This window comes from Psychrobacter sp. GP33 (assembly GCF_014119005.1).
Classification (GTDB): domain Bacteria; phylum Pseudomonadota; class Gammaproteobacteria; order Pseudomonadales; family Moraxellaceae; genus Psychrobacter.
In genome coordinates, this window is sequence record NZ_JACGYX010000004.1 from 126,343 (window position 1) to 153,244 (window position 26,902).

The window sequence follows — 26,902 nt, forward strand, 5'->3', positions numbered from 1 at the left end:
CACAACTTCATCAGCCCAATTATTATAAAAAAACTAGGTAATCTCAGATGAGTGAATAATAAATATTGGTAAAGCAGGTAAAACGAAGCCATTAACATGCTAAATATTTAAGGCGCTTTACGCTTAAGTTTAGCATAAACGCTAAGTCTCGCCTAGTCACAATTCGCGCTAATATTTACTCGTACTATGATTAATTGTTATTTAATAAGTGAATACAAACAAAGAGTTTTTATAATAGAGAACCTCTATTTTGGAATTTAGATTACCTACTATAATGAAGTTATACCTTATAGAACCTATCGCTCAACTCGTATTCCGCGCGCGATTTGAATGATATCTTTACGTTATAGTCATGTTACACTAGCCGCACTTTTTATCGGCTGATGGCTATTGTTCTAACTATCCTCCTGACCATTATTCTGACATAGCCAGTCATACCTTATATCACTCTTTTATTAGTCCTCTCGGAGACCTTATGTCATCTGATTACCACCCAAATCCTGCTATTAATGGCATTAACGTATTAGGCGGCGAGCTTGCCAGTTGCTGTTTTGACCCCATCACCGGTTATTATCGTAATGGGTTTTGTCATACGGGCAATCACGATGTTGGTCAACACACCGTTTGTGTAAAAATGACCAGTGAATTTTTAAACTTTTCGTCAAGCCGTGGTAATGACTTAATCACGCCCCTTCCCGAATATAATTTTCCGGGTTTAAAACCGGGCGATTTTTGGTGCATTTGTGCTTTGCGTTGGGTTGAAGCGTTAGACTATGAGGTTGCACCACCGATTAAGCTGACCGCTTGTCATGAAAGTTTATTAACATTGGTTGATATGGATACCTTAAAGCGTTATGCAATATAACCGCTAGCAGAATTGTTATAATTGCTTAGGCTAATTTTTATTATTTATATTTTTTATTAAGGAGGGGTGAATGAGCCGCGATGATTTACAGCCACTAAAAGTAACGACTCGTATCACGCCTGAAACCAATCTTGATCATACATATTCAGATATGGAGGACAACCGCTCTTATCTCGATTATGACAGCTACATCTATGGCGATACGGATGCCACGTTCGAAGATAGACTGGAAACCATGACGGTATACGATCCAGACTCTGAGCGTTATGAAGATATCGATATCTCTAACGCGGATGAGGTCGTCAATTGCTATGCCTATTCACGTAAAACAGGTGAACAACTGGATCAGCTGCCGCTCAGCGATGTTAATAAGGCGTTGACTAATACTGGACAGTTCATATGGTTAGGTTTATACGAGCCCAGTTTAAAAACCATTGCTAAAGTACAAAATGCTTTTGATTTGCATGAGCTGGCGATTGAAGATGCGTTTGCCGATCATCAACGTGCTAAGGTTGAGAACTATGACAACGATACGATATTTGTGGTTATACGTACTGCCAAGCTTGAAGATAATGTAATCCGCTACGGCACAACAGCGATATTTATGGGTAAAAACTATCTGATTACTATTCGTACTGGTCCGTCAAATCCTTATACGCCAGTACGAGACCATTGCAATCGTCGCCCTGAAAAGCTACGTATGGGCCCTATTTTTGTTCTGCATGCGATTTTAGACTTTATTGTTGATAACTATATGCCGGTGACAGATCGCTTGGGCAGCTACTTGCGCGAACAAGAACGCAATATTTTCACTTATGAATTTAATAAAGAAACGCTCAAAAATTTGTATGAGCTAAAGTCGCAATTGGTGCACATGCGCGCAGTTATTTTGCCTGTGCAAGACATCTGTAGCTTTTTTATCAATCATAAAAAAAGTGACTTGGTCTCCTCTTTTTCGCAAGCAGCAAAGCCTTATTTTCGTGATGTGAATGACCATCTATTACATTCACTTGATGCAATAAATGGGTTAAATGAGATGCTAAGCGTGGTGATGAATACTTATCTAGCCATGGTTAATATGGGACAGAATGAGGTAGTGCGTAAGCTTGCCGCATGGGCAGGTATTTTAGCTGTGCCGACTGCCATTGCTGGTATTTATGGGATGAACTTTGACTTTATGCCCGAATTACACTGGAAATATTCGTACTTAATTATTATGTTATTTATCGGCTCATTATGTAGTTATCTATACTATAACTTTAAAAGATTGGGCTGGTTATAAGGTTATTAATTTGATTTAAGATGGCTTTATTAACATAGCTCTATCTTCAGTTATCTTAATATGAAGAGGCTTTAATATATAATATTAGGCAATTTTTATATCATTTAGATCTACTTTTAAACAGCATGTTTTTATACGTGAATAGCGAAACGAAAAGGTTTTTGTGACCCAATCGTTTCGCTATTTTTTATTTATATTATTGATAACAAGTCTTATTTGTAATAGTATTCGCAGCTTTTAAGTATGGTATGGGCAATTTATGCTCCATGATGCTTATTTGTTGAGGTTTTTATGCGTTTATCCCGTCTGTCTCAAGCATTAATTTTTATCAGTTCAGCTTTGATGCTGTCTGCCTGTGGCAATGATGCTGACTCGAATACGACGGTTCACGATGTAACGCCACCGTTGGTGACAACTGACAGCAACTTTGCCGACGGTTATAGTGCGGTAGCCGCCTTATTTTTATCAGGGACGGTACAAGACAATGGCGGTATACAGTCGATCACTTATCAGCTGAACCAAACGCCTGCGCAGCCGCTAAACCTTGATAAAGACGGTGGTTTTCACGATAGTATTTTATTAGCAGCAGGCAGTAACGTGGTCACGTTAACAGCAACGGATAATGCGGGCAATATTATGCGCATTACCAAAACGCTGTATGTTGGCAATATTGTTGCCGCTGGTAACTCTCATACGGGCGCGCTACAAGATGGCAAATTATATGGCTTTGGCGGTAATAACTTTGGGCAAACGGGTCTGGGGATGACCTCCAAAATTGCAGATACTATCGGGCATCCTGACACGCCTATGCTGATGCATAGTGCACCTCGTAATTTAGTTGCTATTGATTTTAATCAAAACCATTCGTTAGCTATTGCGCAAGATGGACGTGTCTATAGCTGGGGTGAAGACAAATCTGGTCAATTAGGGCGCGGTGACAGTGGTCATAATGATTGTACCAATAGTAAAAACGACTGCCGCTTAGACATCAGTGCCATTGCTGGTATCGACCATGCCGTTATGCTAGCAGCAGGATATAGTCATAATCTGGTACTGACCACAAACGGTAGTATTTGGGCATTTGGCGCGAATGGGCAAGGTCAATTGGGCAACGCCAATCTGACGACTGCTAATAATAGCACTCCGGTCAAGGTTGACTTTTCAGCGGCACAAGGCATTGGTCGTATTGTTCAAGTAGTCGCCAGTGCCAATAGCTCGTATGCGCTTGATGATAAAGGGCAAGTGTGGGGTTGGGGCAGCGATGCCTATGCCAATCTTGGGCGCGGTCAAGCCTGTAATAAGGTCAATAATTGTAACAACTTTAATGCTGTACCTGTTCTTATTAATGTCATCCCTGCTACTACTGTCAATAACGACAGCCCAAATACAGCAACCGATAAACAGTCAAAAAACCCTATCAATGTTGAACAAGTTATGCAGCTTGCCGCTGGTAAAGATCACGTCTTGGCTCTGACCAATAAAGACAGCGTCTATGCTTGGGGACTCAATGGCAACAGCCAAATTGGCTATAACGGTATTGGTTATAAAAATACGGAAAAGGCTTGGGGTAGCGTGATTACGACACCTACCAAACTACCATGGTTCACTGATAAAGCCGTACGTCATGTCTATGCTAATGGCAATGCCAGCTATGTCTTGCTAGATAATGGAACGGTCTATCCGTGGGGAATGTTTGGAGAGACTGACGGTACAGGTAAAACCGTTTATAACAATTTGAATGAACCAACAGACACCCTGCCTAGCTTAACCAATATCGACACAATGGCAATGGGCATTATGCATCTGATTGCGCATGAAAAAGGGAGTGAGAGCAATAAAAACGGCAGCTTATTTACTTGGGGCTGGAGCTTTGAGGGTTCATTAGGTAATAAAGACACCACCCATATTTGGATGTATAACAATCCAATTCCGACCATTTTGCCGAATCAATTATAAAATACAGAATATTTATATCTCAAACCACAGAAAAGCGATTCAAAGCAATTTATAGAAATAAGCTACAGAAAGGGGACACGTCATATATCGCCCTTTTTGCTTTATATCATGGTTATTGATAGCTCTTGTTTTACATGTATCAGTCAGTATTTTTAAAAACTGTTTTAAACCAATTTTTTTAGGTAGCCCCATGTTTTTACCCGTAAAATCGTTACTCTTCGCAGCAATTCGTCCAACGCCTACCCTCTTATTCCCGGTCATACGCGCCAGCCTACTGAGCTTGACAATGGCGCTCAGCGCTTGTGGTGGCTCAGATGACAATAACGTATCTGATATACCTAACAACCCGGCACCTCCGATGATCCCTGATGACGATAACAATGGCAATAACGATAATAGCCAAGCTGAAGCGGATACTAATTGGCTACCTTCTGGCGGTTCAGCCACGATATCGGCGGATATTAATCGTCCATTTTTACAAATTATGCCCAATTTGCCCAGTAGCGCGCTTGGCGGTGTATCACCAGGACGCGAGCTATTTATCACCCATTGGACGCCTGCTGGTGAAGGGCGCATGCTATTCGATGGAGTCGGTCCGCTTCTTAATGCTAACGCCTGTACGCAGTGTCATAGCGCAGAAGGGCGCAAACCTATTTATCGGGAGAATAATGAGTTAAGTGATGCAATTTTGTTTCGGCTTGGCGATAAACAAGGTCAAGCGCACGCTTATTATGGCGAGCAAATGCAGCACCAAAGCATTGATGCCAATATTGAGGCTGAAGGGCGTGTGCAGTATGTTACAACAGCGGCAAGTGACTATGCGCCAGCCGGGGTTCGTTTTAATTTCACCCCAACTGATCATAATCAGCCGTTAGGTAGTACGGTCATGAGCGGACGTATTTCACCGCAATTGGTCGGTATGGGATTAATTGATTTGATTCCTGAAGCCAGCATTGTAGCTGCGGCTGACCCAAATAATCGTAACAAAGACGGTGTCAGCGGTCGAGTGCATTGGGTAGATGTTGATGGTAGCCAACGAATCGGGCGCTTTGGTTGGAAAGCCATCAACGCCAGCTTACGTATTCAAAACGCCAATGCCATGTCGCAAGATATGGGTCTAACGACGTCCTTATTTATGGAGCCTAATTGTACTGTGAATCAGCCAATTTGCTGGACGGCAATCAATGGTGGTAGCCCTGAAGTAACAGATAGCAGCTTGGATGCGGTGACGGACTTTATGACTGCGTTGGCAGTTCCTGAGCGTCGCATCAGTGATTTGCAAACTTTTAATAAAGGCGCAAATTTATTTGTTCAAGTTGGCTGTGCTAGCTGTCATACGCCGAAGCAAAAAACGGGCGATAGTCTGCGCTTCCCACTTTTATCGCAGCAAACTATTTATCCTTATACTGATTTATTGCTCCATGATATGGGTACAGGGCTCGATGATGGGGTTAAGGAAAAAAATGCCGAGAGCTTTGAATGGCGCACCCCACCACTTTGGGGCATTGGTATTGTCGCTCGTGATCCTGAAGCGCGTTTTTTACATGATGGTCGCGCCAGCAGCTTAACTGAGGCAATACTGTGGCATGGCGGCGAAGCAGAAGCGACTAAAATGCGCTTTAAGCAATTACCTATTGCTCAAAAAGAGACCTTATTAAGCTTTTTAAGCGGTATTTAAATAGTATTATTAGAACAATTAAAATCTTAAAGTACAAAAAAAGGGCTGCCAATTAGAGCCCTTTTTTATGCAGTAATTTTGATGACTATTTTTAAAATGAGGTCACGTTATTAGGTATAAATGTCAGAGTATTCACTAATTATCAACCGTCCTAACCACATATTTCGCTAAGTATATCAACCGTAATACCTGCTGATTTTTCAGCTGCAGTAACTGTTTGGCGGATTAAAGTATTGATGGTCATTGGACCTACACCGCCCGGAACTGGCGTATAGGCGCCCGCTACTTCTTTCATACCAAGACGCTGGGTATCGCCCACACCGCCACCTTCTGAAGGATGGAAACCAGCATCAATCACTACCGCTCCCTCTTTGATCCATTCAGTACGTATCAGCTCAGGTATACCCACTGCCCCAACAATAATATCAGCACGCTTGACAAAAGCCGCCAAATCTTCAGTGTGCGAGTGACACATCGTTACTGTACAGTTGGCATTCAAAAGCATCATTGCCATCGGTTTTCCCAAGATAGGGCTGCGACCAACCACGACCGCCTCTTTACCAGACAGCTCAATATTATAATGACGCAGTAAATGCATCACCCCTTGCGGCGTACAAGAACCAAATGCAGGCTGGCGCATACTCATACGTCCAAAGCCCAAGCAAGTCACACCATCCACATCTTTTTCGAGATCAATTTGCTCAAAGCAAGCACGCTCATCGATGTGACTCGGCACAGGATGCTGGAGCAAAATACCATGCACATCTTGATTGTCATTCAACTCTTGGATTTTAGCTTTGAGCTGCTCTGTCGTTGTTTCATGCGCCATATCAATACGTATAGAGTCCATACCGACACGCTTACAGGCATTACCTTTCATACGCACGTAGGTTGCTGATGCCGGATCACCACCGACCAAAATCGTCGCCAAAATCGGCGTACGACCTGTCTTTTCTTTAATGACATCGACACGCACACGCAAATCTTTCTCTATCTGCTGAGCAAGTGCTCTTCCATCAAGCACTAACGCTGACTTATGTTGCGACGACGTCTGTCCCTCATACGTTGTGGTCTCAGTTGACATAGATGGTGACTCATTACCCGATAAGGCTGATGACGATTCGGCTTTTGACATAGTAACTCCATAGATAATGCGATAAAAAAGTAGTGTCAGCGCAAATTTAAGGTTGGTATTGTACCTATCTTGCTTGCAAAAGCCTACCCGTTAACCCCTATTGGGTCAAAATTCTTCTATACTCAATAAGCACATTATATTAAAAATAAGCGCTACTTAAGCTTAGCAACTAATCGGCATTATATACTACATTACTCACCTTCAATTTCGCTCAGAATATTAAGATAAAAATATAGAATATTTATTTTTTTTAAAAAAACACGTAATTGCTTAAAAAATAGCTTGTATTTTAAATTATTCTTGCTAATATAGGCCACCTTGATTGGCTGGATAGCAAAGTGGTAATGCACTGGACTGCAACTCCTTGATCGCCGGTTCGATTCCGGCTCCAGCCTCCAATTATTTAGGTCAAATTATTTGAAATTTTTTATTAATTTTATCTTGCATTAATAATAAAAACCCTTATAATAGCGACCACTTATCTAAGAAGATAATTGCTGATTAGCAAGCTTTAAATTAGATAAATACAAGTTTTGCCCGGGTGGTGAAATGGTAGACACAAGGGATTTAAAATCCCTCGCTAGCAATAGCGTGCCGGTTCAAGTCCGGCTCCGGGTACCATTATAGTAGTACAGAAAATACCGTTAACGATTTATTGTTAACGGTATTTTTTTGTCTTAATTTTATCTTATGCCATTTTTAGCATGCTACTTTTATAAAGATGACATAAATGAATATTTCATCATTATAAAAGTTAAATCGTTGCATCTTTAATCATAAATAGCAGTCATTTATGCTTGTTGCCATAACCCTGCAACATGGATAAGTTTTGCATTGATGGTCGGATAATCGGCAAAGATTAATTGGTAACCGCCATTTGTATTCGTCGCAATTTGGCACCGAGCACCGAGCGGAAAGCTCTGCTTATGCTCAATATGCCCAAAGCTCATGCCACTATAAATGGGCAGTCCGGTCAGTTTATGAAGTTGCTGAATCACGGTTGCCACATCATATCGGGCATCATAGCTGTCTGCCCCTATACCTGAGAATGCCCCAAGAACAATAGCTTGTTGATTTTTAAAGCCGCCTGCCAAATACAAATCATACAGCATGCGCTCAATACGATACGGCTGCTCGCCCACGTCCTCTAAAAATATAATCCCGCCATTAATACGTGGCAAATAATCACTGCCCGCCAGCGCCGATACCACACTTAAATTACCTCCCCAAATCGTGCCCGTTATCGTATTACTGGCATTGGTTACTAAAATAAGCGGTAACTTCTTACTGGTTAAATCAGCACTGTTAATATTAATAGTTAGCTTAGGATTGCTGAGCGCTTCTACAAACTGCCGAGAGCTGACTTCATCTGGAATAGTTTTACCAAACTCGCTATAAAGCATCGGTGCTGCAAGCGAACTCATACCACCTTTTGCCAATAGCGCGCACTGAATCGCAGTCACATCACTAAAACCTGCCAATATCGTGCCGCGCTCTTTCATAATGCGCCCAAGGGTTTGCCAATCAATCATCGACAGCAGACGCATCGCTCCATAACCGCCACGCACTCCAAGCAGCAGTTTGGGCGCAACAATAGCACCTGTGGCAATATTCTGTAAGTCACTGACACGCTGACCATCCGTACCGGCAAAGCGTAAATATTGGCGACTGACAATATCAGGATTGCTGACCTTGAAGCCAGCACACGCCAGCCGCGCTAACCCCAACTCATTACGGGCTTTATTGCCGCCCACATTGGAGCTGGCAAATAGTCGCGTCTCAATACTTGGTACCATACAATTCGCTTGCGCAGCTAACGGCTCAGAAAACGAACGCGTGTGCAGCTGTGCCAATGGCAAATCGTCTTTGGTAAGTAGTCCATTGCTGTCTTGAAAATCATTGCCTTGAAAACTATTCGCTTGAGGATTACCAACTCCTACCAAAGTCTGGCTTATACTTTGCGTAGCCACTAACCCTGCACTAGCTCCTAACCCTATATGCCGCAAAAACTGGCGGCGATTTAGCCCTATTACTTTTTTAACGTCAACGTTTTTAACGTTAGCGCTTTCCACTTTATCATTTACGGATTCCACTTTATCAGTAAATGATATTTTTAGGGCTGAGCTTTTGTTAGACATAGGGTTCACCAGTTTTATAAGATTATTATATTTATTGTTATAAAGGTTTTATTCAAGGCAATATTCTAAAAAGTCTTTCTTGAAAAAAGTAATACGCTAAAATCGATTCACATGCTTAATGAGTATCTCGATAATATGCCATTGTAGCCTATCTTATTATCATCACGGCAGTAGACGAACGATTTGATATAAGCTAGATTCTATTAAAATACACAAGAGTCACACCGCCCTACTGCTATACAGTAAAACGTTGTGCAACAAAACAATACCCAAGCGGTTTGGTACTTAACGCTCGGCTTGCTATAGTATAGGCGTGCGAAATTATCAAAAATATTGATTTTTATCACGGACAGTAATTTTAAAAACATTATACAAGGAATAATCATAATGACCGATAAGAGCCAAAGCGACACCAATCTTAGTAAAAATATGCTGTATAACGATAAGATAAATCAGAAAAAAGCAGAAATCGCCCATAGCGAAACCAATGAAAAACTGCTGGATGCGGATCTTGAATACATTCTGAATGAGGAAGAAAAACTTAAAGAGAAACTAAAAGACAGCAGCCATCTCAATCGCTTTACGACCGACGTTGGGTTGTTTATTAGTTTAGTGAAAGACTACTCTCAAGGCAATTATCGCACTGTACCGTATAAATCCATTGCCGCTGTTGTGGCAGGATTGGTTTATATCCTAAACCCACTTGATATTATTCCAGACTTTATCCCGGTAATTGGCTACATTGACGACGCCATTATTATTGCGTTCTGCTTAAAAATGGTCGAAAAAGACCTGCAAACGTATCAAGTATGGAAAGAAGCTCAAACCGCAACGGATAGCAATATCGATACTAAAGCGGACAAAGAAGCTAATACTGATACAGACACGGATGCAGAAACAAGCACAGAAATGCCCAGCGCTTAATTTTAGCTTATGCTAATGTTTTATTAAGCCAAATCAGAAAAGTGGTAAGAATAATTTTAATGCCGCAAAAAAGCAGCGACCTATGAGTGAATCATCGGTCGCTGCTTTTATTCATATTAACGAATGTTTTTATGCTGTATGAATAAATATAGTATGCATACTTTTAACATCATTTAGATTCAGTCTGGCACATCATAACGCACTTTTTCTGGATTAAGCCCAAATGAATAGACAAAGGTAGCAACCAAACTATTAATAATAATAAAAGGCAAATCAATCGTAGTGTGCCCAAGCAGGTAACGTCCTAGTAACCAAGAGACAATCAGCATAATAATAAAAAAGCCACCCATGTAGCCTAAGATAAGCGGATGCTTTAGATTATAAGGCTGCTCAGGCTCTGGCTGTTTATCTAATATGTAAGTACGAATCGCCCAACCTGCGGCATAAGAAAAGCCGCCCAATACCACATAACTAAAAAAATTCATATTATTCGACCGAGTTATTCAAGGATTTGGAAGTTGGTTAACGTTTGCTCTTAAATCTTGTAAGTCTTGGCACTTAGATCGCAGCGCTAAAGTTATAACTCTACAATACTATTCTTTTCATGCTTCATATTAGCATGCGGATTGGCTAAAATATCCGTCTTAACCTCGTCGCACTCAACGCGATAAATAGTGTTGGCGCCTTTATAAATATAAGATAAATATTCACTATCGAGCAATGGGTCGATATTGGCATAAACTGGCTTCACATGCGCCATAACCAATACTCTATCAGGACGCCCAATAATCGCATCAACGTTGTTAGGTTCAATTGAGAAATATTTGGGAATCTCTTCAGCTGTCATGACCTCTAACGGCTCTGGTGTATCCCAAACGCGATTAGCACTGGCAGGCTCTTTCATTTGCATCACCCACTTACCGCCTTGTTCGCTCACTTTAATTTGCGCAGGCTCATCATGACTGACGGTATAGCATCCTGCAAATATAGACAAATCAGGCTGAGCGGCAGTAGCGCTGGTGTTTGCTGTATCAGTTGACTTTGCTTGTTGACTATTGTCGCAGCCAACCAGTAATAACGCAGTACAAGCAGTGATACTGGCAGCCAGCAATGATAATTTTTTATACATTGTATCTGGGCGTAAGCTCAACATAAGGGCATCCTACATAAGGCGTAAAGGCATGAAAAAATTGGCTTTTAAAAGGTTAACTACTTTATCTATTTTAACAGAAAAATAGATGCAGTTGATTTTGATATAAGCTTTTATAGCGGGCTTTATGAAATTATATATGGATTGCCCAATGGCTTGATTTATATTTTTTTTCACCATCGAGAATGTCCATATAGGTAGCGAATTTGTTATAATCAATAGCGCCTAAACCCTGCTCATTGCCAAATCAAAATGGCGTCCATGTGCTGGTGTTGTCTTTTTCACTAAGCCTGTGTTATTAAGGCGTCTATTGACCAATTGAGTTTTTATGCCCGATAATGTGATGTCGCTCGCTAGTGCTGCTACTTGCGCTACTATTAATCCGCTTGCTGCAAAACCTGATACCACAGTGGCATACACCGATGGTGCTTGTAAGGGCAATCCAGGCGCCGGTGGCTGGGGTGCACATCTGATATTTAGTGACGGTCAAACACAAGATTTGTATGGTGGTGCACCCGATACAACCAACAATCGTATGGAGCTGATGGGCGCAATTCAAGCGCTCACCCATAGCCCGCATGAGCCTACTCTTGAGATTTGGACCGACTCAAGTTATGTTCAAAAAGGTATCACTGAATGGGTTGCTAATTGGAAAAAAAGAGGCTGGAAAACAGCAAGTAATAAGCCAGTTGCTAATCAAGACTTATGGCAACAGCTCGACGCCCTTTGTCAGACGCGTAAGGTCGAATGGCACTGGGTAAAAGGGCACGCCGGACATGCTGGTAATGAGAAAGCGGACGAACTGGCAAACCTTGGCGTGACATCAAGTAGCAAAACTAAGGGCAAAGATGCTTTCCCTAAAAGCACTGTCCTTACAACTTCTGAAGTTAAAAAAAAAGAGCCTTTAATGACCAATAACACCTCTCAAGCAGACCATAGTGATTGGCTATTAGATGACCCTTTAGGGTTAAATGTGATGGATGAGGGCTCAGACCAATCATTCTCAACGCAAGCGCTTGACACTAATACCGCTCATCAATCAGACGTTAGCGCACCGCATTCTATTAATGCTAGTTATGCGTCAAATTCTTCTCATCGCACATCTGTTTTAGGAGGTTCTACATCAGATAGCACTGCTTTAGAAATTCAAGATTCAGTAGAAAAATCGTTGCCTAAGTTTGACGGCGATACCAGCCGTGCCAATCCACATTTTCGCCCGTTATTACCTCAGCCTATTAATCGTCATGCTGCCAATCGCCAGCTGATTATGGACACTGAAACGACGGGGCTTGACCCGCTAAAAGGCGATCGCGTTATCGAAGTCGGTATTGTTGAAATGATAGGTCGTAAATTTACCGGTGAAAAATTGCACGTCTATATCAACCCACAACGCGGCATGGATGAAGTCGTTATTCGTATTCATGGTATCTCTGAAGCATTCTTAACGGATAAACCTACTTTTGATCAAGTCGCGCAGTCGCTATACGACTTTATGGACGGCGCTGAAATCATTGCCCATAACGCCTCGTTTGATATGAACTTTTTATCGATGGAGTTTGAACGCGTCGGGATAACCGATTTTGCTGAGCGGGTACAAGTAACTGACTCTTTAGTGATGGCAAAACAGCAGTATCCAGGGCAAAAAAACACCCTTGATGCACTTGTCCGTCGTCTTGAAGTCGGTAAGCAAGACCGTACCTTTCACGGCGCACTCTTAGACTCAGAGATTTTAGCTGAAGTGTATTTAGCAATGACCGGTGGTCAGGTGACACTTGCCATTGAAGACGATATCCAAACAACAGAAGGTGGACAATCGAGTAATAGTCATTTTGCCAATCTTGCTGCGTTATTGGTCGAATCTATTGCTGATGACAGCGGAAATAAAGATTGGTTTACAAGCTTATCGAGCAGTTACCCAGAGATTAAAAATGTTATAAGCCAGTGATAATGGGCTATTTTTCAAGCAGATACAGTTGGTATTCAATTGAAAATTCCTGACTCGCCAACCTGCGCAGCTAACGTATATAAAACCCCAATTACCAAAAGAATAAAGACAATAATAGCGTGATAATGTTACTTATTAACCGCATTTTATGGATGAAACATTATGAGTCAATCAGAGCACGATCTTTTAACCCCACCGACGTTAAGTATTACTAACTTCGACTTACCGTCTCTACATTTGCTACATGATGAAATTATTACTACGCTTAAAGATACAGAGGTTTACTTAAACGAATTTACCAATGGTCGACAACAAAGCGCTTTATTACTTGACTCTATTGACGTATTGACTCAGCTGTCGCGTATATTTGAGCTGATTTTATTGGCAGGTGGACAAAAACTCAGTAGTGCGATTGCGCACGGTCTACAACACTTACATGATAGTGACGATAATAGCAATACCGCACTAATTATGGATTTATCAGAAGCGATTATGACTCTTGATCGTTATGTTGAATTTGTCTTATTAACGGAAACGGTAGAACCGTCATTACTTTTGCCAATTATTAATAAGTTGCATACCCATGCCAATCTTGAGCTACTTGCTGACGATTACTTTTTAAACTTCGGTAATAGCAGTGTTATTATTGCTAATCCTGAACAAAACTTTCAACCGTTAATTGCGCTCAACCTTGACGATAAGCGTTTAAGCAATGCGTTCCGTAGTGGGTTCTCAGTTGTTCTGTCCAATACCGATGGTCAGTTATCAAATGATGAGTTACAAAAATTAGTAGCGATGAGTAGTGCGTGTACTTTTATTGCTGCTCATAGCGGTTGCTTATTTTGGCAAGCGGCAGCAGCGGCAATGACCGACATTGAGACTATTTTGCCGTTAAGTGCCAGCCAAAAACACACGTTAATTTATTTAGAACAGCAGTTTCATAGTTACCTGCCGGTGAATGATAGCCGGTTTGCAAAGCTGGTCAGCTTGGCCTGTCAGCGTGACAATGCGCAGGGACAAAAACTACGCAGCCAGTATGCGATCAATCAATTAGAGATGCCTCAGCGCGAGCAAATGAGACGCTTTTTATTTGGCCCTAATCGAAAAGTTACTGATACGCTGCATCAATTAGTTCAAGCCAAAATTAACAATATTAAAGAAAAGGTAGATAATTATTCACGTGGCCATTCGCTCACTGCAACTGACTTACAAGTTAGTCAGATCACTCAAGAACTGATTGAGATGAGCTCTACATTGCGACTACTATGCTTAAATACGGCAGCAACCGCGCTCTATGAGGCAGGCATAGCAGTGACAAAATGGCAAGTACCAAGCCCAAGCGACTTTGATCATCTATTACAGGCATTGATGAGCGCTGAGAATGCACTCATTAAGATGGCAAAACTCCATACACCGGGTATTGTCAAATTACCATTGAATAATGAAGGCATCTCTTTACACCAGCTGGATACTGCTTATAATACATTAATTCAAGAAAGCCGAACTGCCATTGCTAGTGCTGAGCAAGCGATAAATGATTATGTTGCTGATACTAATCATGACGTACTTCATATACAAAATTTACCAGAAATGCTGCATCAAGTTTCAGGAGCAGCGCGTTTTTTACAAATGCCTATTTCTGCTAGTATGCTTAGTCAGTTGACTCATTACTTAGAGAAGCGCATAACAGTTAACTATCCTTTAAATAGTCATACTCTTGAGCATATCGCTGATGTATTGATGTCTGTGGACTACTTTTTGCAGAGCTATGAAAATAATCGTCCTATCAGTCGTCAGTCACTGGATATCGCTCAACATAGTCTCACACAGCTTTTAGCCGCTTAGCGTCTGAAATAATTAATGACTGGCATACTAGTCAATGGAATAGTGGTTCAATAGCGCAAACCTCATCCGTAACATGCGTTTGGATATTTAATTGTCTTATTGTGGTACTTTAATCATCAAGCATATTATGCCTGATTTGGAACATGAGTTATGAGTTTGACGGCAAGTTTTGTACTTAATAATGAGACAGTGTTATGCCGTTATATAGGTGAGGGCTGGTTGCCTATTCAGGTTGCTATGCCTCTTACTTTTATTAATAATGACGGAGCACATCAAACTTACCAGTTAGGCTGCGTGCCTTTACTGGTAAGTAATGAAACAGCAAAAGCTACAAAGACAATAGAAATCGATCAACTAGACGAGTCCGCTCCTATATCAGCAACATACGCCGTAACTGTCTGTTACGCTAACTCTCAACACATTGTTTTTCCTACGCCAACTGTAGAGGTTAGTGCGGATGCAGTTAGTGGTAGTAGTACGGATGAGCCGATTGCATTAGGAAGTGTGGCATTGGTGGCATATCGTCAACTAATTCCACATCTGCCTATAAACTTAGCCTGTCAGCTGAGCCAAGCCATACAGCTGTTACGCTGGCAAGCAGATACCAGGTTTTGTAGTCGCTGCGGTGAACCAGTCACTGTGGCTAGCCGAGGTGAACGGGCGATGGTATGCACAAACTGTCGTTTGCGTCAGTATCCACGCGTGCAACCGTGTGTGATTACTGCCATTACTCGCCCCAATCCACTAACTGGTGAGATGCAGATTTTACTTGCACATCATCATCGTTATGGCAGACAGACGCCACCATTACAATATGGGCTGATTGCAGGCTTTGTGGAAGTTGGTGAAAGCTTGGAGCACGCGGTAATGCGTGAGGTAGGCGAAGAAGTGGGTATTAAAGTCACTGATATTGATTATGTTAGCAGTCAACCATGGCCGTTTCCTTCTAATTTGATGTTGGGCTTTCGCGCCTGTTATGCTGGTGGTGATATTGTGCTACAAGAAGACGAGCTGTCACATGCAGACTTTTTTGATATATCGAATTTGCCAAAAATACCGTTTAAAGGCAGTATTGCTTATCACTTGATTGAGCAGATTGCTCATGAGCAGGGAATAATTCTTTAATCATTATTCACACTTATGGTTGATAATTCTACTTTTTCAAATCTATTTTATTTTTTATACCAGCTTATAATGACTGCTGTTAAGGTCTGTAATTCAATGTCCAGTACTATCCACGACCGCTTATCAAGTTTGCCAATATTATTTGATACATTAGCCCTTAATGAGCTGCCTTTTGACGTGCAAACACAAATTGCGCAGATTGATGCTTGCTTGCCGCAGACACAATGCGGACTATGCAATCATCCAGATGGTTGCCTGCCCTATGCTGCTGCCATAGTCACCAATAATGAGCCACATAATAAATGTGTGCCGGGTGGTCAGCCTGTTACTGATAAGATTGCCGCTATCTTAGCAAGCAAGGAGCACCTTATAGCAGCGGCATCTAAATGGACAATAGAAACACGCACACAGCGACCGCAAGAAGTTCGTGCCGTTATCCGTGAAGATGATTGCATTGGATGTACCAAATGTATTCCTGCCTGCCCTGTCGATGCTATCGTTGGTACAGGCAAACACATGCATACGATATTCACCGATTTATGTACCGGCTGCGAGCTGTGTATCGCCCCTTGTCCGGTGGATTGCATTGACTTAGTGACTATTGAACGCGAGTTATCGATATACGAGCGTGAACAAGAGCAAGATGATCTACGCCAACGTTATTACACTCATCTCGAACGGGTGACCAAGCAACTTGCCGATACTAGTAATAGCAGACCTGTAGTCAGTATGGTCGAGGCGAAATTGAATAATGTAGCCAATCAAACCCTTGATATCAGTGAGCAACAAGCAAAAGACACTATTGCTGCCGCAAAACTACGCAGTAAAATTAAAAAGTTAGAAAAACAACTGAGTGTCCGAGCAAATCCTGCCAAGCAAGCTGAACTGAATGCTTTAAATATCGAACTTTCGCAGATTTAGATATAATTTTTTAATCTAACTTAGAAATAAATGCAACTTAAAATAATAGCCCGTTAAAATAAAATTAAATAACGATAGCCAAAATACCATGAGTAAAACTGTCAAACACAAAACTGCGGATACCCCACCATCACGACGTATGCCTAATCGTGATGTACGTCCGTTCTTTGAAAAATTGGCGGCGACCATTGACGAGCCAGTCACTGAATTGCACTACGATAGCAATTTTGAGCTACTTATCGCTGTGATACTCTCAGCGCAAGCGACCGATATCAGCGTTAATATTGCGACCAAACAGCTATATCCGGTTGCCAACACGCCTGAGTCTATTTTGGCATTAGGTGAGGAAGGACTTAAATCATATATTAAAAACATTGGCTTATATAATGCTAAAGCAAAAAACGTGATTAAGACTTGTCGCGCCTTAATAGATAACTTTGATAGTATCGTTCCCGATAACAGACAAGACTTAGAGTCCCTGGCTGGCGTGGGACGCAAGACTGCGAATGTGGTGTTAAATACTGCCTTTGGGCAACCGACCATGGCAGTTGATACCCATATTTTTCGAGTGGGCAATCGCACAGGGCTGGCAACCGGCAAAAACGTCTTAATCGTTGAACAAAAGCTGGTAGAGCGGATTCCAGACGATTTGATGCTTGATGCTCATCATTATCTGATTTTGCATGGGCGTTATACTTGTCAGGCGCGCACACCTAAATGCGGTGCATGTCCGGTGTATGATGAATGTATGTTTAAGGATAAAGCTGCCTTTATTGAGATTTAGCTGGGTATGGTTGCCAAATAATTTTGATGGTTTATTCTGTCAATTAAGAAACCAAAAATTGGATACTTATCTTAAAAAATTATTGTGGTTTATTTTTGATAAACTCTGTAATGAGTATTACTGGTAATACTGCAAACTCAGCTTACTAGAGTTTTACATTATTTCAAGGTAGAATAACGCTACTTTTTAATGTCTATCTGTCTTATATTGAACACCTAAGATTAGATAGCTTGCCTCATGATAATAATACTGCGCAGATAAATAGAAGATGCGGGTTGACGCAAGATAATGACAACTGTCGCTATTTTAGTAGCAGCAACCATAACCTCCTATAATACGGTCATATGAGTTATCTTAGTTAACGCCATTCTTGACCATTACGTTTTGTCACGTTTATACTCACGATATTTTATCATTCGTATTATTGTTATACCCTTTTCAGAAGTTTATTAGACAAGCACCTTGATGCAAGGCACTTATTATGTAGAGCTGCGCTCAGACGCTATGCTTTTTCCTATTATTATTGATTCAATTAAGCGATCCCACTATGCGTGAATACAGTTTATTTACCTCAGAATCTGTGAGCGAAGGTCATCCTGACAAAATGGCTGACCAAATATCCGATGCTATCCTCGATGCCATCCTACGCGAAGACCTCAATGCGCGCGTGGCGTGTGAGACCTTGGTTAAGACCGGCGCTGTAGTATTGGCAGGCGAGATAACTACCACTGCTAATGTGGATTTTGAACGTATTGTTCGTGATACAGTTAATGGTATTGGCTATCATCACTCAGACCTCGGCTTCGATGGCGAGACTTGTGCCGTTATTAATATGCTCGGTAAGCAGTCACCTGAGATTGCCCAAGGCGTAGACCGCAGCGACCCTGAAGAGCAAGGTGCAGGCGACCAAGGTTTAATGTTTGGCTATGCGAGCAATGAGACTGAAGTCCTGATGCCAGCGCCAATCGAATACGCACACCGTCTGATGCAGCGCCAGTCTGAACTGCGTCGTGCGGGCGAATTGCCATGGTTGCGCCCTGATGCCAAAGCACAAGTAACCTTGCAATATGAGAACAATCGTCCCTCTGCTATCGATGCCGTAGTGCTTTCAACCCAGCACGATCCAAGCATCTCACAAGCGGATCTGCAAGAAGCGGTGATGGAATCTATCATTAAGCATGTGTTGCCAGCAGAATTATTGCATGCTGGCACACGCTACCATATTAATCCGACTGGTAAGTTTGTCATTGGCGGTCCGGTTGGTGATGCAGGATTAACGGGTCGTAAAATTATCGTTGATACTTATGGCGGTATGGCACGTCACGGCGGCGGAGCATTTAGTGGTAAAGACCCCTCTAAAGTTGACCGTAGTGCCTCATATGCTGTACGTTATGTGGCTAAAAACTTGGTCGCAGCAGGTATTGCTGATCGTTGTGAAGTCCAAGTCAGCTATGCTATTGGGGTTGCAGAACCAACTTCTATTTCGGTCAACACCTTTGGTACTAGCAAAATTAGCCATGAAGAGATCATTCGTCTGATTCGCAAGCATTTTGATTTGCGCCCTTATGGTATAACCCGCATGCTAAACCTATTACAGCCTATGTATCAGCAAACTGCCAGCTTTGGGCATTTTGGACGCATTGGTTCAGATACTGCCTTTACTTGGGAAAAAACGGATAAAGCTGAAATATTAAAAGCGAATGCCGGTTTATAGTTCTCAAGCTTGCGACTCACGAGCCTGTAAATAATAGCTCTAAATATTAATAAGTATGATATAAAAGCCAGACTTCCTAGCAGCATATTGCCTACTTTGAAGTCTGGCTTTTATTTGTTCTTACTTTTTAGCTTACATTTTAATATTACTCTTTATATTTTTAAGCGTTACTATCTATCGATATTTATTATTAGCCAGCGTTGCCATACCATACATTATAATATGGTTTAAATGAGCGACGTTAACCATTCATATTCACCCACTATTATTAGGAGTAGCTTATGTCTGAAGACAATACATTAAACCTGAATGGCCAGTCTGAAACCAATGCTGATGCTGCCGTTGAAATAACGCCTGAAATGCAAGGATTCTATCAACGCGCCGATGCGATTATTGGTGTAGCAAACAGTCAGCTCGGTGACGAGGCGCATTCAGGACAAGTAGGAGCATCATTACTCTACGCCGCAGCCCGTTATAGTGCTTCGGTTGCCTCTATTGGCTTTGTAAAGGGTGATGATTTTGCCAAAGAAAAAGACGATATCGTAGAGTTTTATGTTAAACAATATCGCCAAATGTTAAGTGACAATCTGACCGATTATGCTCAAAATTTTGATAAGTATATTAATATTAATAAAACGTCATAAGTCGTGAATAAATGTTTTAATTGATTAGTCTGTAACTCATTTATTTAATTTTCAGCAGACTCAGCATTAATAGCCCGTCTACTAGCAATAATAAGTAGGCGGGCTATTTTTTGCCTATGATAAATAGCTGGCTTACTTTTATTAACTTTTATATGCTTAAAACAAGTTATGATTAAGAATAATACTCATTACTAACAGGACGTTAGAGCGTTAATAAATAAGGAACTATAATAAGGAGCTATTATGTTTATAAATAATTTTTCGGCATCGTGGCGATCGTTCTTCACTTTACTGACGTTATCAGTGACGATGGCGTTGACCGGCTGTAATAATATGCCAAGCTTTGATGCGCCCGATACTAAGCCCATTCATACGCCCACGAACCACCAAACCTCTGGCAATAACGTTTTTACGCAATGCCCGCTTTATAACCCCGAACAAACCATCTGCAACGCACAATATGATCCAGTGTGCGTTAAGATTAAGAATGGCTCAACGATTAGCTATCGCACTGCGGGCAACGCCTGCTCTGCCTGCGGTACGTCTTCGGCAATTGGTTATACAAAAGGCGCATGCAATTAATTCTGCTCTTTATAGCAGCATAATATTTGGTACAATGATGAAGTATTAATCAGACTTAACTCATAATAAATAAATGAGTGATTACATCTCATAGAAAAAACCCCAGCCTACGTATGTATAGACTGGGGTTTTTACGATCATATCTCTAATAATTATTCGTTAGGGTCTTTAATTTTAGGCGGCCCTGTTAATAGATGCTCATCGACGAACTCATTAGCGGAGTTATGCTCTGCTGATTCCTCAGTGATAAACCATTGCTGATTGCGATATAGAATCAAGCGATCACGACTCAAACCGCGTAGCAGAGAATACAGCATCACCACTATTACAATGGCAAATGGAAAACCTGAAACAATAGATGCCGCTTGCAATGCCCCAAGTCCCCCTGCTGCTAATAATACCGCAGCAATAACGCCTTCAGTACCTGCCCAGAATAGACGCTGAATTTTCGGCGGATTGGCATCACCACCTGATGTTAGCATATCAATCACAAAGCTAGCCGAATCTGATGAGGTCACAAACCACAGTACAATCATCACAATAATTAATAGCGTTACGGGCTGAGTTAGCGGATATAGCTCCATTAACTTAAAGATAGCACTACCATAATCAGCCTGCACCGCCTCAATAAGACCTGGGCTAGCCAAATTAGGGTCAGCAGCCGCTAGTAACTCCAGATGTACTGCTGAACCACCAAAAGCTGTAAACCACAAGAATAAAATAGTGATAGGAATTAATAATACCCCTAATATAAACTCGCGAATAGTACGACCACGAGAAATACGAGCGACAAACACCCCAACGAATGGCGACCAACTAATCCACCATGCCCAATAGAAAATCGTCCATGACGACTGCCATTTGTCCACACCAGCATAAGATTCAGTCCAAAGACCTAATGGAATAACCTGATGTAAATAATTACCGATATTTTCTACAAAGCTATTAAAGATAAACTGTGTTGGGCCCAAGATAATCACAAAGCTTAACAGTACAAAAGTGAGAAAAATATTGATATCGCTTAAACGCTTGATACCTTTATCTAATCCCAAAAATAATGAAAGACCTGCCAACATGGTAATAAAGACAATTAAAATAATCTGTACGGTAATGGTGTTTGGAATACCGAATAAGGTTTCGAGGCCAGAATTAATCTGTAATACCCCAAGACCTAACGTGGTGACCACCCCAAACATCGTACCAAATACGGCCAAGGTATCGACCATATGACCCCATGGGCCGTATATTTTTTTACCAATTAGTGGATACAGGGTCGAGCGAATAGCCAACGGCAGACCACGGCGATAGTGAAAATAGGCTAATGATAAGGCTACCATGCCATAGATTGCCCACACGTGCAGACCATAATGCAAGAAAGAAATATTCATCGCTTGCTTAGCGGCAGCAATAGTTTCAGGCTCGCCGAGTGGTGGCGCCATAAAATGTTGTAGCGGCTCTGCAGTACCCCAATAGAGCAACCCAATACCGATACCGGCTGAGAACAGCATACCAATCCAAGAAATCAGATTGTATTCCGGTTTCTCTGTCTGATGCCCCAATCGAATATCACCGTACCTGCTAAATATTAAGTAAATACTCATGATCAATGCTAAATTAACCACCACAATAAAAAACCAGCCAAAGCGCACAGAAAGGAACTCTTTTGCTTGACCAAACACTTCATTTGCCAACTCATTAAAAAAAGCGCCAAAGATAATAAAGGCGAGAATTAAGAGGGCTGAAGATAAAAAAACAGGTTTACTGACGCGCGGAAAGGGTCCTAAGCGCCCAACTTTTACATGATCCATTCATAATCTCAATTTTTTGAAGGGCCTACCTTAACAAGATATTTAATAACTATCAAATCTGAATAGTCATCTCTTTAGATATCAACGAGCTCCAAGCTTATTTTGGCAGTAACTGTAAAAGCCTGCCCTCAGACCCATCTTCTAATAGCCAAACCTCGCCATCCATACTCAGTACACTACGAATGCGTTCGCCCATATCATAGCGATAACGTTCAGATGCCACATTGTTGTCATCAAAATCGACGACAATCAGCGCTTTTGATGACAAACCACTGATAAGCGCATTGTTCTGCCATGCCGGAAAGTCATTATGACGATCGGCTGTGTAAATGCTTATCGATGAAGGTGATATCACAGGTGTCCATGTAATTTTAGGTGCTTCGAACTCAGGGCGCGTTTCATGATCAGGGATATCGATACCAGAATAATTTCGTCCATTAGATACAAGTGGCCAGCCGTAATTTTTACCTTTTTTAATCAGATTGAGCTCATCGCCACCTCGTGGTCCCATTTCATGCGCCCACAATTGTCCCTTATTATCAAAAGCCATGCCCAATACATTACGATGACCGATACTCCAAAACTGAGCAGCAATGGTATTAGTATTAAGATTGTCCGCAAATGGATTGTCTCTCGGTATTGAACCATCTAGATTTAATCTAACAATTTTACCTAAGTTAACACTCATATCTTGCGCTGGCGTTTTTTGTTGTCGTTCGCCTGAGCTGATATATAAATAACGACCATCAGGAGAAAATAGTAGTCGATGGCTATAATGCCCTTGACCTTTTACCTTTGGGGTTTGCTGCCAGACTGGTATTATTCTTTGCAAGCTTGGAGATTGGCTATCTAACCCTGATAGTTTGGCTTTAATAACTTTAGCACCAAATTTTTTGCTATCAGTACCTTTACCTGCTTCAACGTAGCTCATATAAATAATATTAGAATTGGCAAAATCTGGTGCAACAATGATATCTCCAAGACCGCCCTGCCCGCCATATGCTATTTCCGGCACGCCAGTTACGGCTGTCTTAATACCTGTTGCCGTATTGACTATCAATAGCTCGCCTGACTTTTGGGTGACAAGCAATTTGAGTGACTCATTGTTTTTTTGGGGTAGCGCTGTCATTGCCCATGGCTCATTAAAGGTGGCTATGGTTTTGGTAGTAAAGGTAGGTTTGGCAATACTTGCCTGTATATCAATAGCAGATGTTTTCGCTTCTTTATACTCTGCAAGATCTTCATTAGTATTGATTGCTGATTGATTAGAGCAGGCAGGCGCACTAAACATTAGAACTATAATGAGTATCGATAACGTTAATGATGTACTGATATATTTTTTATGAGTCATCCTAAGGCCATCTCCACTATTTTTGTATTTGTTTAATTAGCGTCTAAGATACTTATAACATAGTAAAAGCGTGACGACGGTAAATAATAATAATACACCCAGCAAAAACCCCTTACTTGCCAAAGCAAATAAGGGGTTCGAAATAATCTTTAATCATTGAAATAAATAGTTAATATTAACTCATTCGCAACTTATCAAAGGTCAACTTATTATCGGCACCAACATCAACCTTAATAATGTCGCCAGCGACAAAGTCACCAGCAAGCAATTTTAAAGACAAGGGATTTTCAATCTCTTGCTGGATGGCACGTTTCAGAGGACGCGCACCATAAACCGGATCATAACCCACTTCAACCAGCTGATTCATCGCAGCGTCAGACAAGGTGATATCTAATTCGCGATCTTGCAAGCGCTGACGCAGACGTGTCATTTGAATATCAGCAATACCCGCCATTTGAGCTTGTCCAAGCGCATGAAAGACGACAATCTCATCAATACGGTTCACAAATTCAGGACGGAAATGCTCGCCAACTGATTCCATGACTTCCGCTTTAATATCTTCGTAGCTTTCACCTACCATTTCTTGAATTTTATGCGAACCCAAGTTACTGGTCATAATAATCACGGTGTTTTTAAAGTCGACCACCCGACCTTGCGAATCGGTTAAGCGTCCATCGTCCAATACTTGCAGTAGAATATTAAACACGTCTGGATGCGCCTTTTCGACCTCATCAAACAGTACAACGCTATACGGTTTGCGGCGCACAGCTTCAGTTAACGCACCGCCTTCTTCATAACCAACATAACCGGGAGGTGCGCCAACCAAGCGGCTGACGCTGTGCTTTTCCATATATTCACTCATATCGATACGCACCAGCGCATCTTCACTATCGAACAAGAAGTTAGCAAGTGATTTAGTCAGCTCCGTTTTACCAACCCCTGTTGGTCCTAAGAATAAGAATGAGCCTGAAGGACGGTTGGGATCTGACAAGCCTGCGCGACTACGGCGTACCGCATTAGCAACAGCTTCAACCGCTTCATCTTGACCGATAACGCGCTCATGGAGTTTTTCTTCCATTGCTATGAGCTTATCGCGCTCGCCTTGCATCATTTTATTGACCGGAATACCCGTTGCAGCACTAACGACTTCTGCAATTTCATTATCTGTCACTTTATTACGTAACAGCTTGATATTTGGCGCGTCCGTTTGTTCTGTTTGTTCAGCCAAATCAAGCTTAGCAATTTGTTTCTCAAGCTCAGGTATTACGCCATATTTTAACCGTGACATTTCAGCGACATCGCCTTCACGAGTCTTCTTTTCTAACAAAATACGTGCTTTGTCCAAGTCTTCTTTATACTGGTTGCTGCCTTCTACTAACGCTTTTTCAGCCAGCCATATCTCAGTTAAATTTGCATGCTCTCTTTCTATTTCTAATATTTGCGCATCAAGCAATTTTTTTTCAGCTTGCGCACCTGCATCTTCTTCATTTTTGAGCACTTCACGCTGCATTTTGAGCTGCATAAGACGGCTATCTAATTTACCTAACGATTCAGGTTTGCTATCCATTTCCATACGCAGGCGACTTGCTGCCTCATCAATTAAGTCAATGGCTTTATCGGGTAATTTGCGGTCAGTGATATAGCGGTGACTCATGCGCGCAGCAGCAATGATAGCACTGTCTTGGATAACGACCCCGTGATGCAGCTCATAACGACCTTTAAGACCACGCAAAATGGCAATGGTATCTTCAACGGTTGGCTCATCGACCAATACTTTTTGGAAACGGCGCTCGAGTGCGGCATCTTTTTCAATATATTTGCGATATTCATCTAATGTGGTCGCGCCCACACAATGTAATTCACCACGAGCCAGCGCCGGTTTTAGCATATTGCCAGCATCCATCGCACCGTCCGCTTTACCCGCCCCAACCAAAGTATGAAGTTCGTCAATAAATAAAATAACGTTACCTTCTTGCTTTGATAAGTCGCTCAGTACTGCTTTGAGGCGCTCTTCAAACTCACCGCGGAATTTTGCTCCAGCGATTAACGCCCCCAAATCTAGCGACAATACTTCTTTCCGGCGCAAGCCTTCAGGCACATCGCCATTAATTATTTTTTGCGCCAAGCCTTCGACAATGGCCGTTTTACCAACACCCGGTTCACCAATCAATACCGGATTATTTTTGGTACGCCGTGACAGCACTTGAATGGTACGGCGAATCTCTTCATCACGTCCAATCACTGGGTCTAGCTTGCCAAGTTCTGCTTGTTCCGTCAGGTTAATCGTATACTTATTAAGAGCATCACGTTGATCTTCTGCATTTTGATCGTTCACGGTATCACTCCCGCGCAGCTGCTCAATAACGGCTTTTAGTTTCGCCGCTGTCACACCCGCTGTCTCAAATATTTTTTTGGTATCGCCTTGCTCAGCTAAAGTTAACAACACCCATTCGGTAGCAATAAAGTCATCGCCTGCCTTTTGTGCCTGGCGGTCAGCAAGATTCAATACTTTGACCGAATTTGGATTTAAATTAACATCGCCGGTTGGTTCGCTAATGACTGCTTGGTTTTCCAAAGCTTTCGCCACGCCATTTTTAAGCGCAGGAATAGACGCGCCAGCCTGCTGACAAATCGATAAATTGGACTCGTCTTGTAATAAAGCGGCGAGCAAATGCACCGGATCAATGCCGGTATGGTCACGACCTAAAGCAAGGCTCTGAGCCTCTTGAATAGCAGCTTGTAGTTTCTGAGTGAATTTTTCAAATCTCATGATAGTGTCCTTTTATAATTAGTATTGATGGATATCTACAGCAGCACTTTTATTAAGTCTTCATGAAATAGCGCTTACCATAATCTAGCATTTATATGTGGCAAGCTGAGTAAAATTTCAACTCATTCGTGGTGAATTACTATTAGTAGTAGTCATACAATCCGTAAAAACATGCTTATTATTATAAGTAGAAATACTAAACAATTTAGTGTTTAGTTGTTTAAAAAAAAGACATTATTAAAAACAATGATATAAATCATAAATAACCTATTAAAACAAAAAGTT

Annotated in this window: 20 protein-coding genes and 2 tRNA genes; 15 read left to right on the forward strand and 7 right to left on the reverse strand. The window is 41.6% G+C overall.

The features are described from left to right. Positions 1 to 475: 475 nt before the first annotated feature. The 4 genes from H2245_RS06955 (at position 476) to H2245_RS06970 (ending at position 5,781) form a co-directional block, all read left to right on the forward strand. Positions 476 to 865: a DUF2237 family protein gene (locus tag H2245_RS06955; protein ID WP_182406671.1), complete on the forward strand. Its 390-nt coding sequence runs from the start codon at positions 476 to 478 to the stop codon at positions 863 to 865. Between the two features lie 70 nt (positions 866 to 935). Further along, positions 936 to 2,147 (forward strand): magnesium/cobalt transporter CorA, encoded by a 1,212-nt coding sequence (gene corA / locus H2245_RS06960; RefSeq protein ID WP_182406672.1) that lies wholly within the window; start codon positions 936 to 938, stop codon positions 2,145 to 2,147. A gap of 291 nt (positions 2,148 to 2,438) precedes the next feature. Further along, on the forward strand, positions 2,439 to 4,103 hold the full coding sequence (locus H2245_RS06965) for a chromosome condensation regulator RCC1 (RefSeq protein WP_182406673.1): 1,665 nt from the start codon (positions 2,439 to 2,441) through the stop codon (positions 4,101 to 4,103). A gap of 190 nt (positions 4,104 to 4,293) precedes the next feature. Continuing rightward, positions 4,294 to 5,781 carry a di-heme oxidoredictase family protein gene (locus tag H2245_RS06970; protein ID WP_182406674.1) on the forward strand — a complete coding sequence of 496 codons (1,488 nt, stop codon included), beginning with the start codon at positions 4,294 to 4,296 and terminating at the stop codon, positions 5,779 to 5,781. Between the two features lie 151 nt (positions 5,782 to 5,932). Here the strand turns inward: H2245_RS06970 and folD are convergent, their stop codons facing one another. Further along, positions 5,933 to 6,865, reverse strand: coding sequence for a bifunctional methylenetetrahydrofolate dehydrogenase/methenyltetrahydrofolate cyclohydrolase FolD (gene folD / locus H2245_RS06975; protein ID WP_182406837.1), 933 nt, complete (start codon positions 6,863 to 6,865; stop codon positions 5,933 to 5,935). Between the two features lie 375 nt (positions 6,866 to 7,240). Between folD and H2245_RS06980 the strand changes: the two genes are divergently transcribed. Both H2245_RS06980 and H2245_RS06985 read left to right on the forward strand, forming a co-directional pair. Next, positions 7,241 to 7,314 (forward strand) — tRNA-Cys (locus tag H2245_RS06980). Between the two features lie 137 nt (positions 7,315 to 7,451). Continuing rightward, positions 7,452 to 7,537: transfer RNA gene (locus tag H2245_RS06985), tRNA-Leu, on the forward strand. Between the two features lie 170 nt (positions 7,538 to 7,707). Here H2245_RS06985 and H2245_RS06990 read toward each other — a convergent pair. After that, positions 7,708 to 9,054, reverse strand: coding sequence for an LD-carboxypeptidase (locus H2245_RS06990; RefSeq protein WP_182406675.1), 1,347 nt, complete (start codon positions 9,052 to 9,054; stop codon positions 7,708 to 7,710). Positions 9,055 to 9,441: 387 nt separating this feature from the next. On the opposite strand from H2245_RS06990, the gene H2245_RS12225 reads away from it, so the two are divergent. Further along, entirely contained in the window at positions 9,442 to 9,978 is a 537-nt protein-coding gene (locus H2245_RS12225; protein WP_182406676.1) for a YkvA family protein, read from the forward strand. A gap of 179 nt (positions 9,979 to 10,157) precedes the next feature. Here the strand turns inward: H2245_RS12225 and H2245_RS07000 are convergent, their stop codons facing one another. Both H2245_RS07000 and H2245_RS07005 read right to left on the reverse strand, forming a co-directional pair. Next, positions 10,158 to 10,463: a hypothetical protein gene (locus tag H2245_RS07000; RefSeq protein WP_182406677.1), complete on the reverse strand. Its 306-nt coding sequence runs from the start codon at positions 10,461 to 10,463 to the stop codon at positions 10,158 to 10,160. Between the two features lie 92 nt (positions 10,464 to 10,555). Beyond that, entirely contained in the window at positions 10,556 to 11,131 is a 576-nt protein-coding gene (locus tag H2245_RS07005; RefSeq protein ID WP_182406678.1) for a hypothetical protein, read from the reverse strand. A 325-nt stretch (positions 11,132 to 11,456) separates the two neighbouring features. Between H2245_RS07005 and dnaQ the strand changes: the two genes are divergently transcribed. The 8 genes from dnaQ to H2245_RS07045 all read left to right on the forward strand — a co-directional run bounded on the left by dnaQ (position 11,457) and on the right by H2245_RS07045 (position 20,688). Then, on the forward strand, positions 11,457 to 13,073 hold the full coding sequence (dnaQ, locus tag H2245_RS07010; RefSeq protein WP_182406679.1) for a DNA polymerase III subunit epsilon: 1,617 nt from the start codon (positions 11,457 to 11,459) through the stop codon (positions 13,071 to 13,073). Between the two features lie 162 nt (positions 13,074 to 13,235). Then, positions 13,236 to 14,918, forward strand: coding sequence for a hypothetical protein (locus H2245_RS07015; RefSeq protein WP_182406680.1), 1,683 nt, complete (start codon positions 13,236 to 13,238; stop codon positions 14,916 to 14,918). 150 nt (positions 14,919 to 15,068) lie between these two features. Then, entirely contained in the window at positions 15,069 to 16,043 is a 975-nt protein-coding gene (nudC, locus tag H2245_RS07020) for an NAD(+) diphosphatase (protein ID WP_182406681.1), read from the forward strand. Between the two features lie 96 nt (positions 16,044 to 16,139). Then, entirely contained in the window at positions 16,140 to 16,964 is an 825-nt protein-coding gene (locus H2245_RS07025) for an RnfABCDGE type electron transport complex subunit B (RefSeq protein WP_182406682.1), read from the forward strand. Between the two features lie 88 nt (positions 16,965 to 17,052). Beyond that, positions 17,053 to 17,748, forward strand: a complete 696-nt coding sequence (nth, locus tag H2245_RS07030) for an endonuclease III (RefSeq protein WP_182406683.1) — start codon at positions 17,053 to 17,055, stop codon at positions 17,746 to 17,748. Between the two features lie 547 nt (positions 17,749 to 18,295). After that, complete coding sequence (metK, locus tag H2245_RS07035; protein ID WP_182406684.1) at positions 18,296 to 19,462, forward strand: methionine adenosyltransferase; 1,167 nt, start codon at positions 18,296 to 18,298, stop codon at positions 19,460 to 19,462. 359 nt (positions 19,463 to 19,821) lie between these two features. Next, entirely contained in the window at positions 19,822 to 20,106 is a 285-nt protein-coding gene (locus H2245_RS07040) for a DUF3144 domain-containing protein (protein ID WP_182406838.1), read from the forward strand. A 243-nt stretch (positions 20,107 to 20,349) separates the two neighbouring features. Further along, a complete protein-coding gene (locus H2245_RS07045) occupies positions 20,350 to 20,688 on the forward strand; it encodes a hypothetical protein (protein WP_182406685.1) in 339 nt (112 codons plus the stop codon). 152 nt (positions 20,689 to 20,840) lie between these two features. On the opposite strand, the gene H2245_RS07050 is transcribed toward H2245_RS07045, so the two are convergent. From H2245_RS07050 to clpB, 3 genes are all read right to left on the reverse strand, one after another. Further along, positions 20,841 to 22,496, reverse strand: coding sequence for a BCCT family transporter (locus H2245_RS07050; RefSeq protein ID WP_182406686.1), 1,656 nt, complete (start codon positions 22,494 to 22,496; stop codon positions 20,841 to 20,843). A 97-nt stretch (positions 22,497 to 22,593) separates the two neighbouring features. Next, positions 22,594 to 23,787, reverse strand: coding sequence for a PQQ-dependent sugar dehydrogenase (locus tag H2245_RS07055; RefSeq protein WP_404944666.1), 1,194 nt, complete (start codon positions 23,785 to 23,787; stop codon positions 22,594 to 22,596). Between the two features lie 235 nt (positions 23,788 to 24,022). Next, positions 24,023 to 26,617, reverse strand: coding sequence for an ATP-dependent chaperone ClpB (gene clpB, locus H2245_RS07060; protein ID WP_182406688.1), 2,595 nt, complete (start codon positions 26,615 to 26,617; stop codon positions 24,023 to 24,025). Positions 26,618 to 26,902 lie beyond the last annotated feature (285 nt).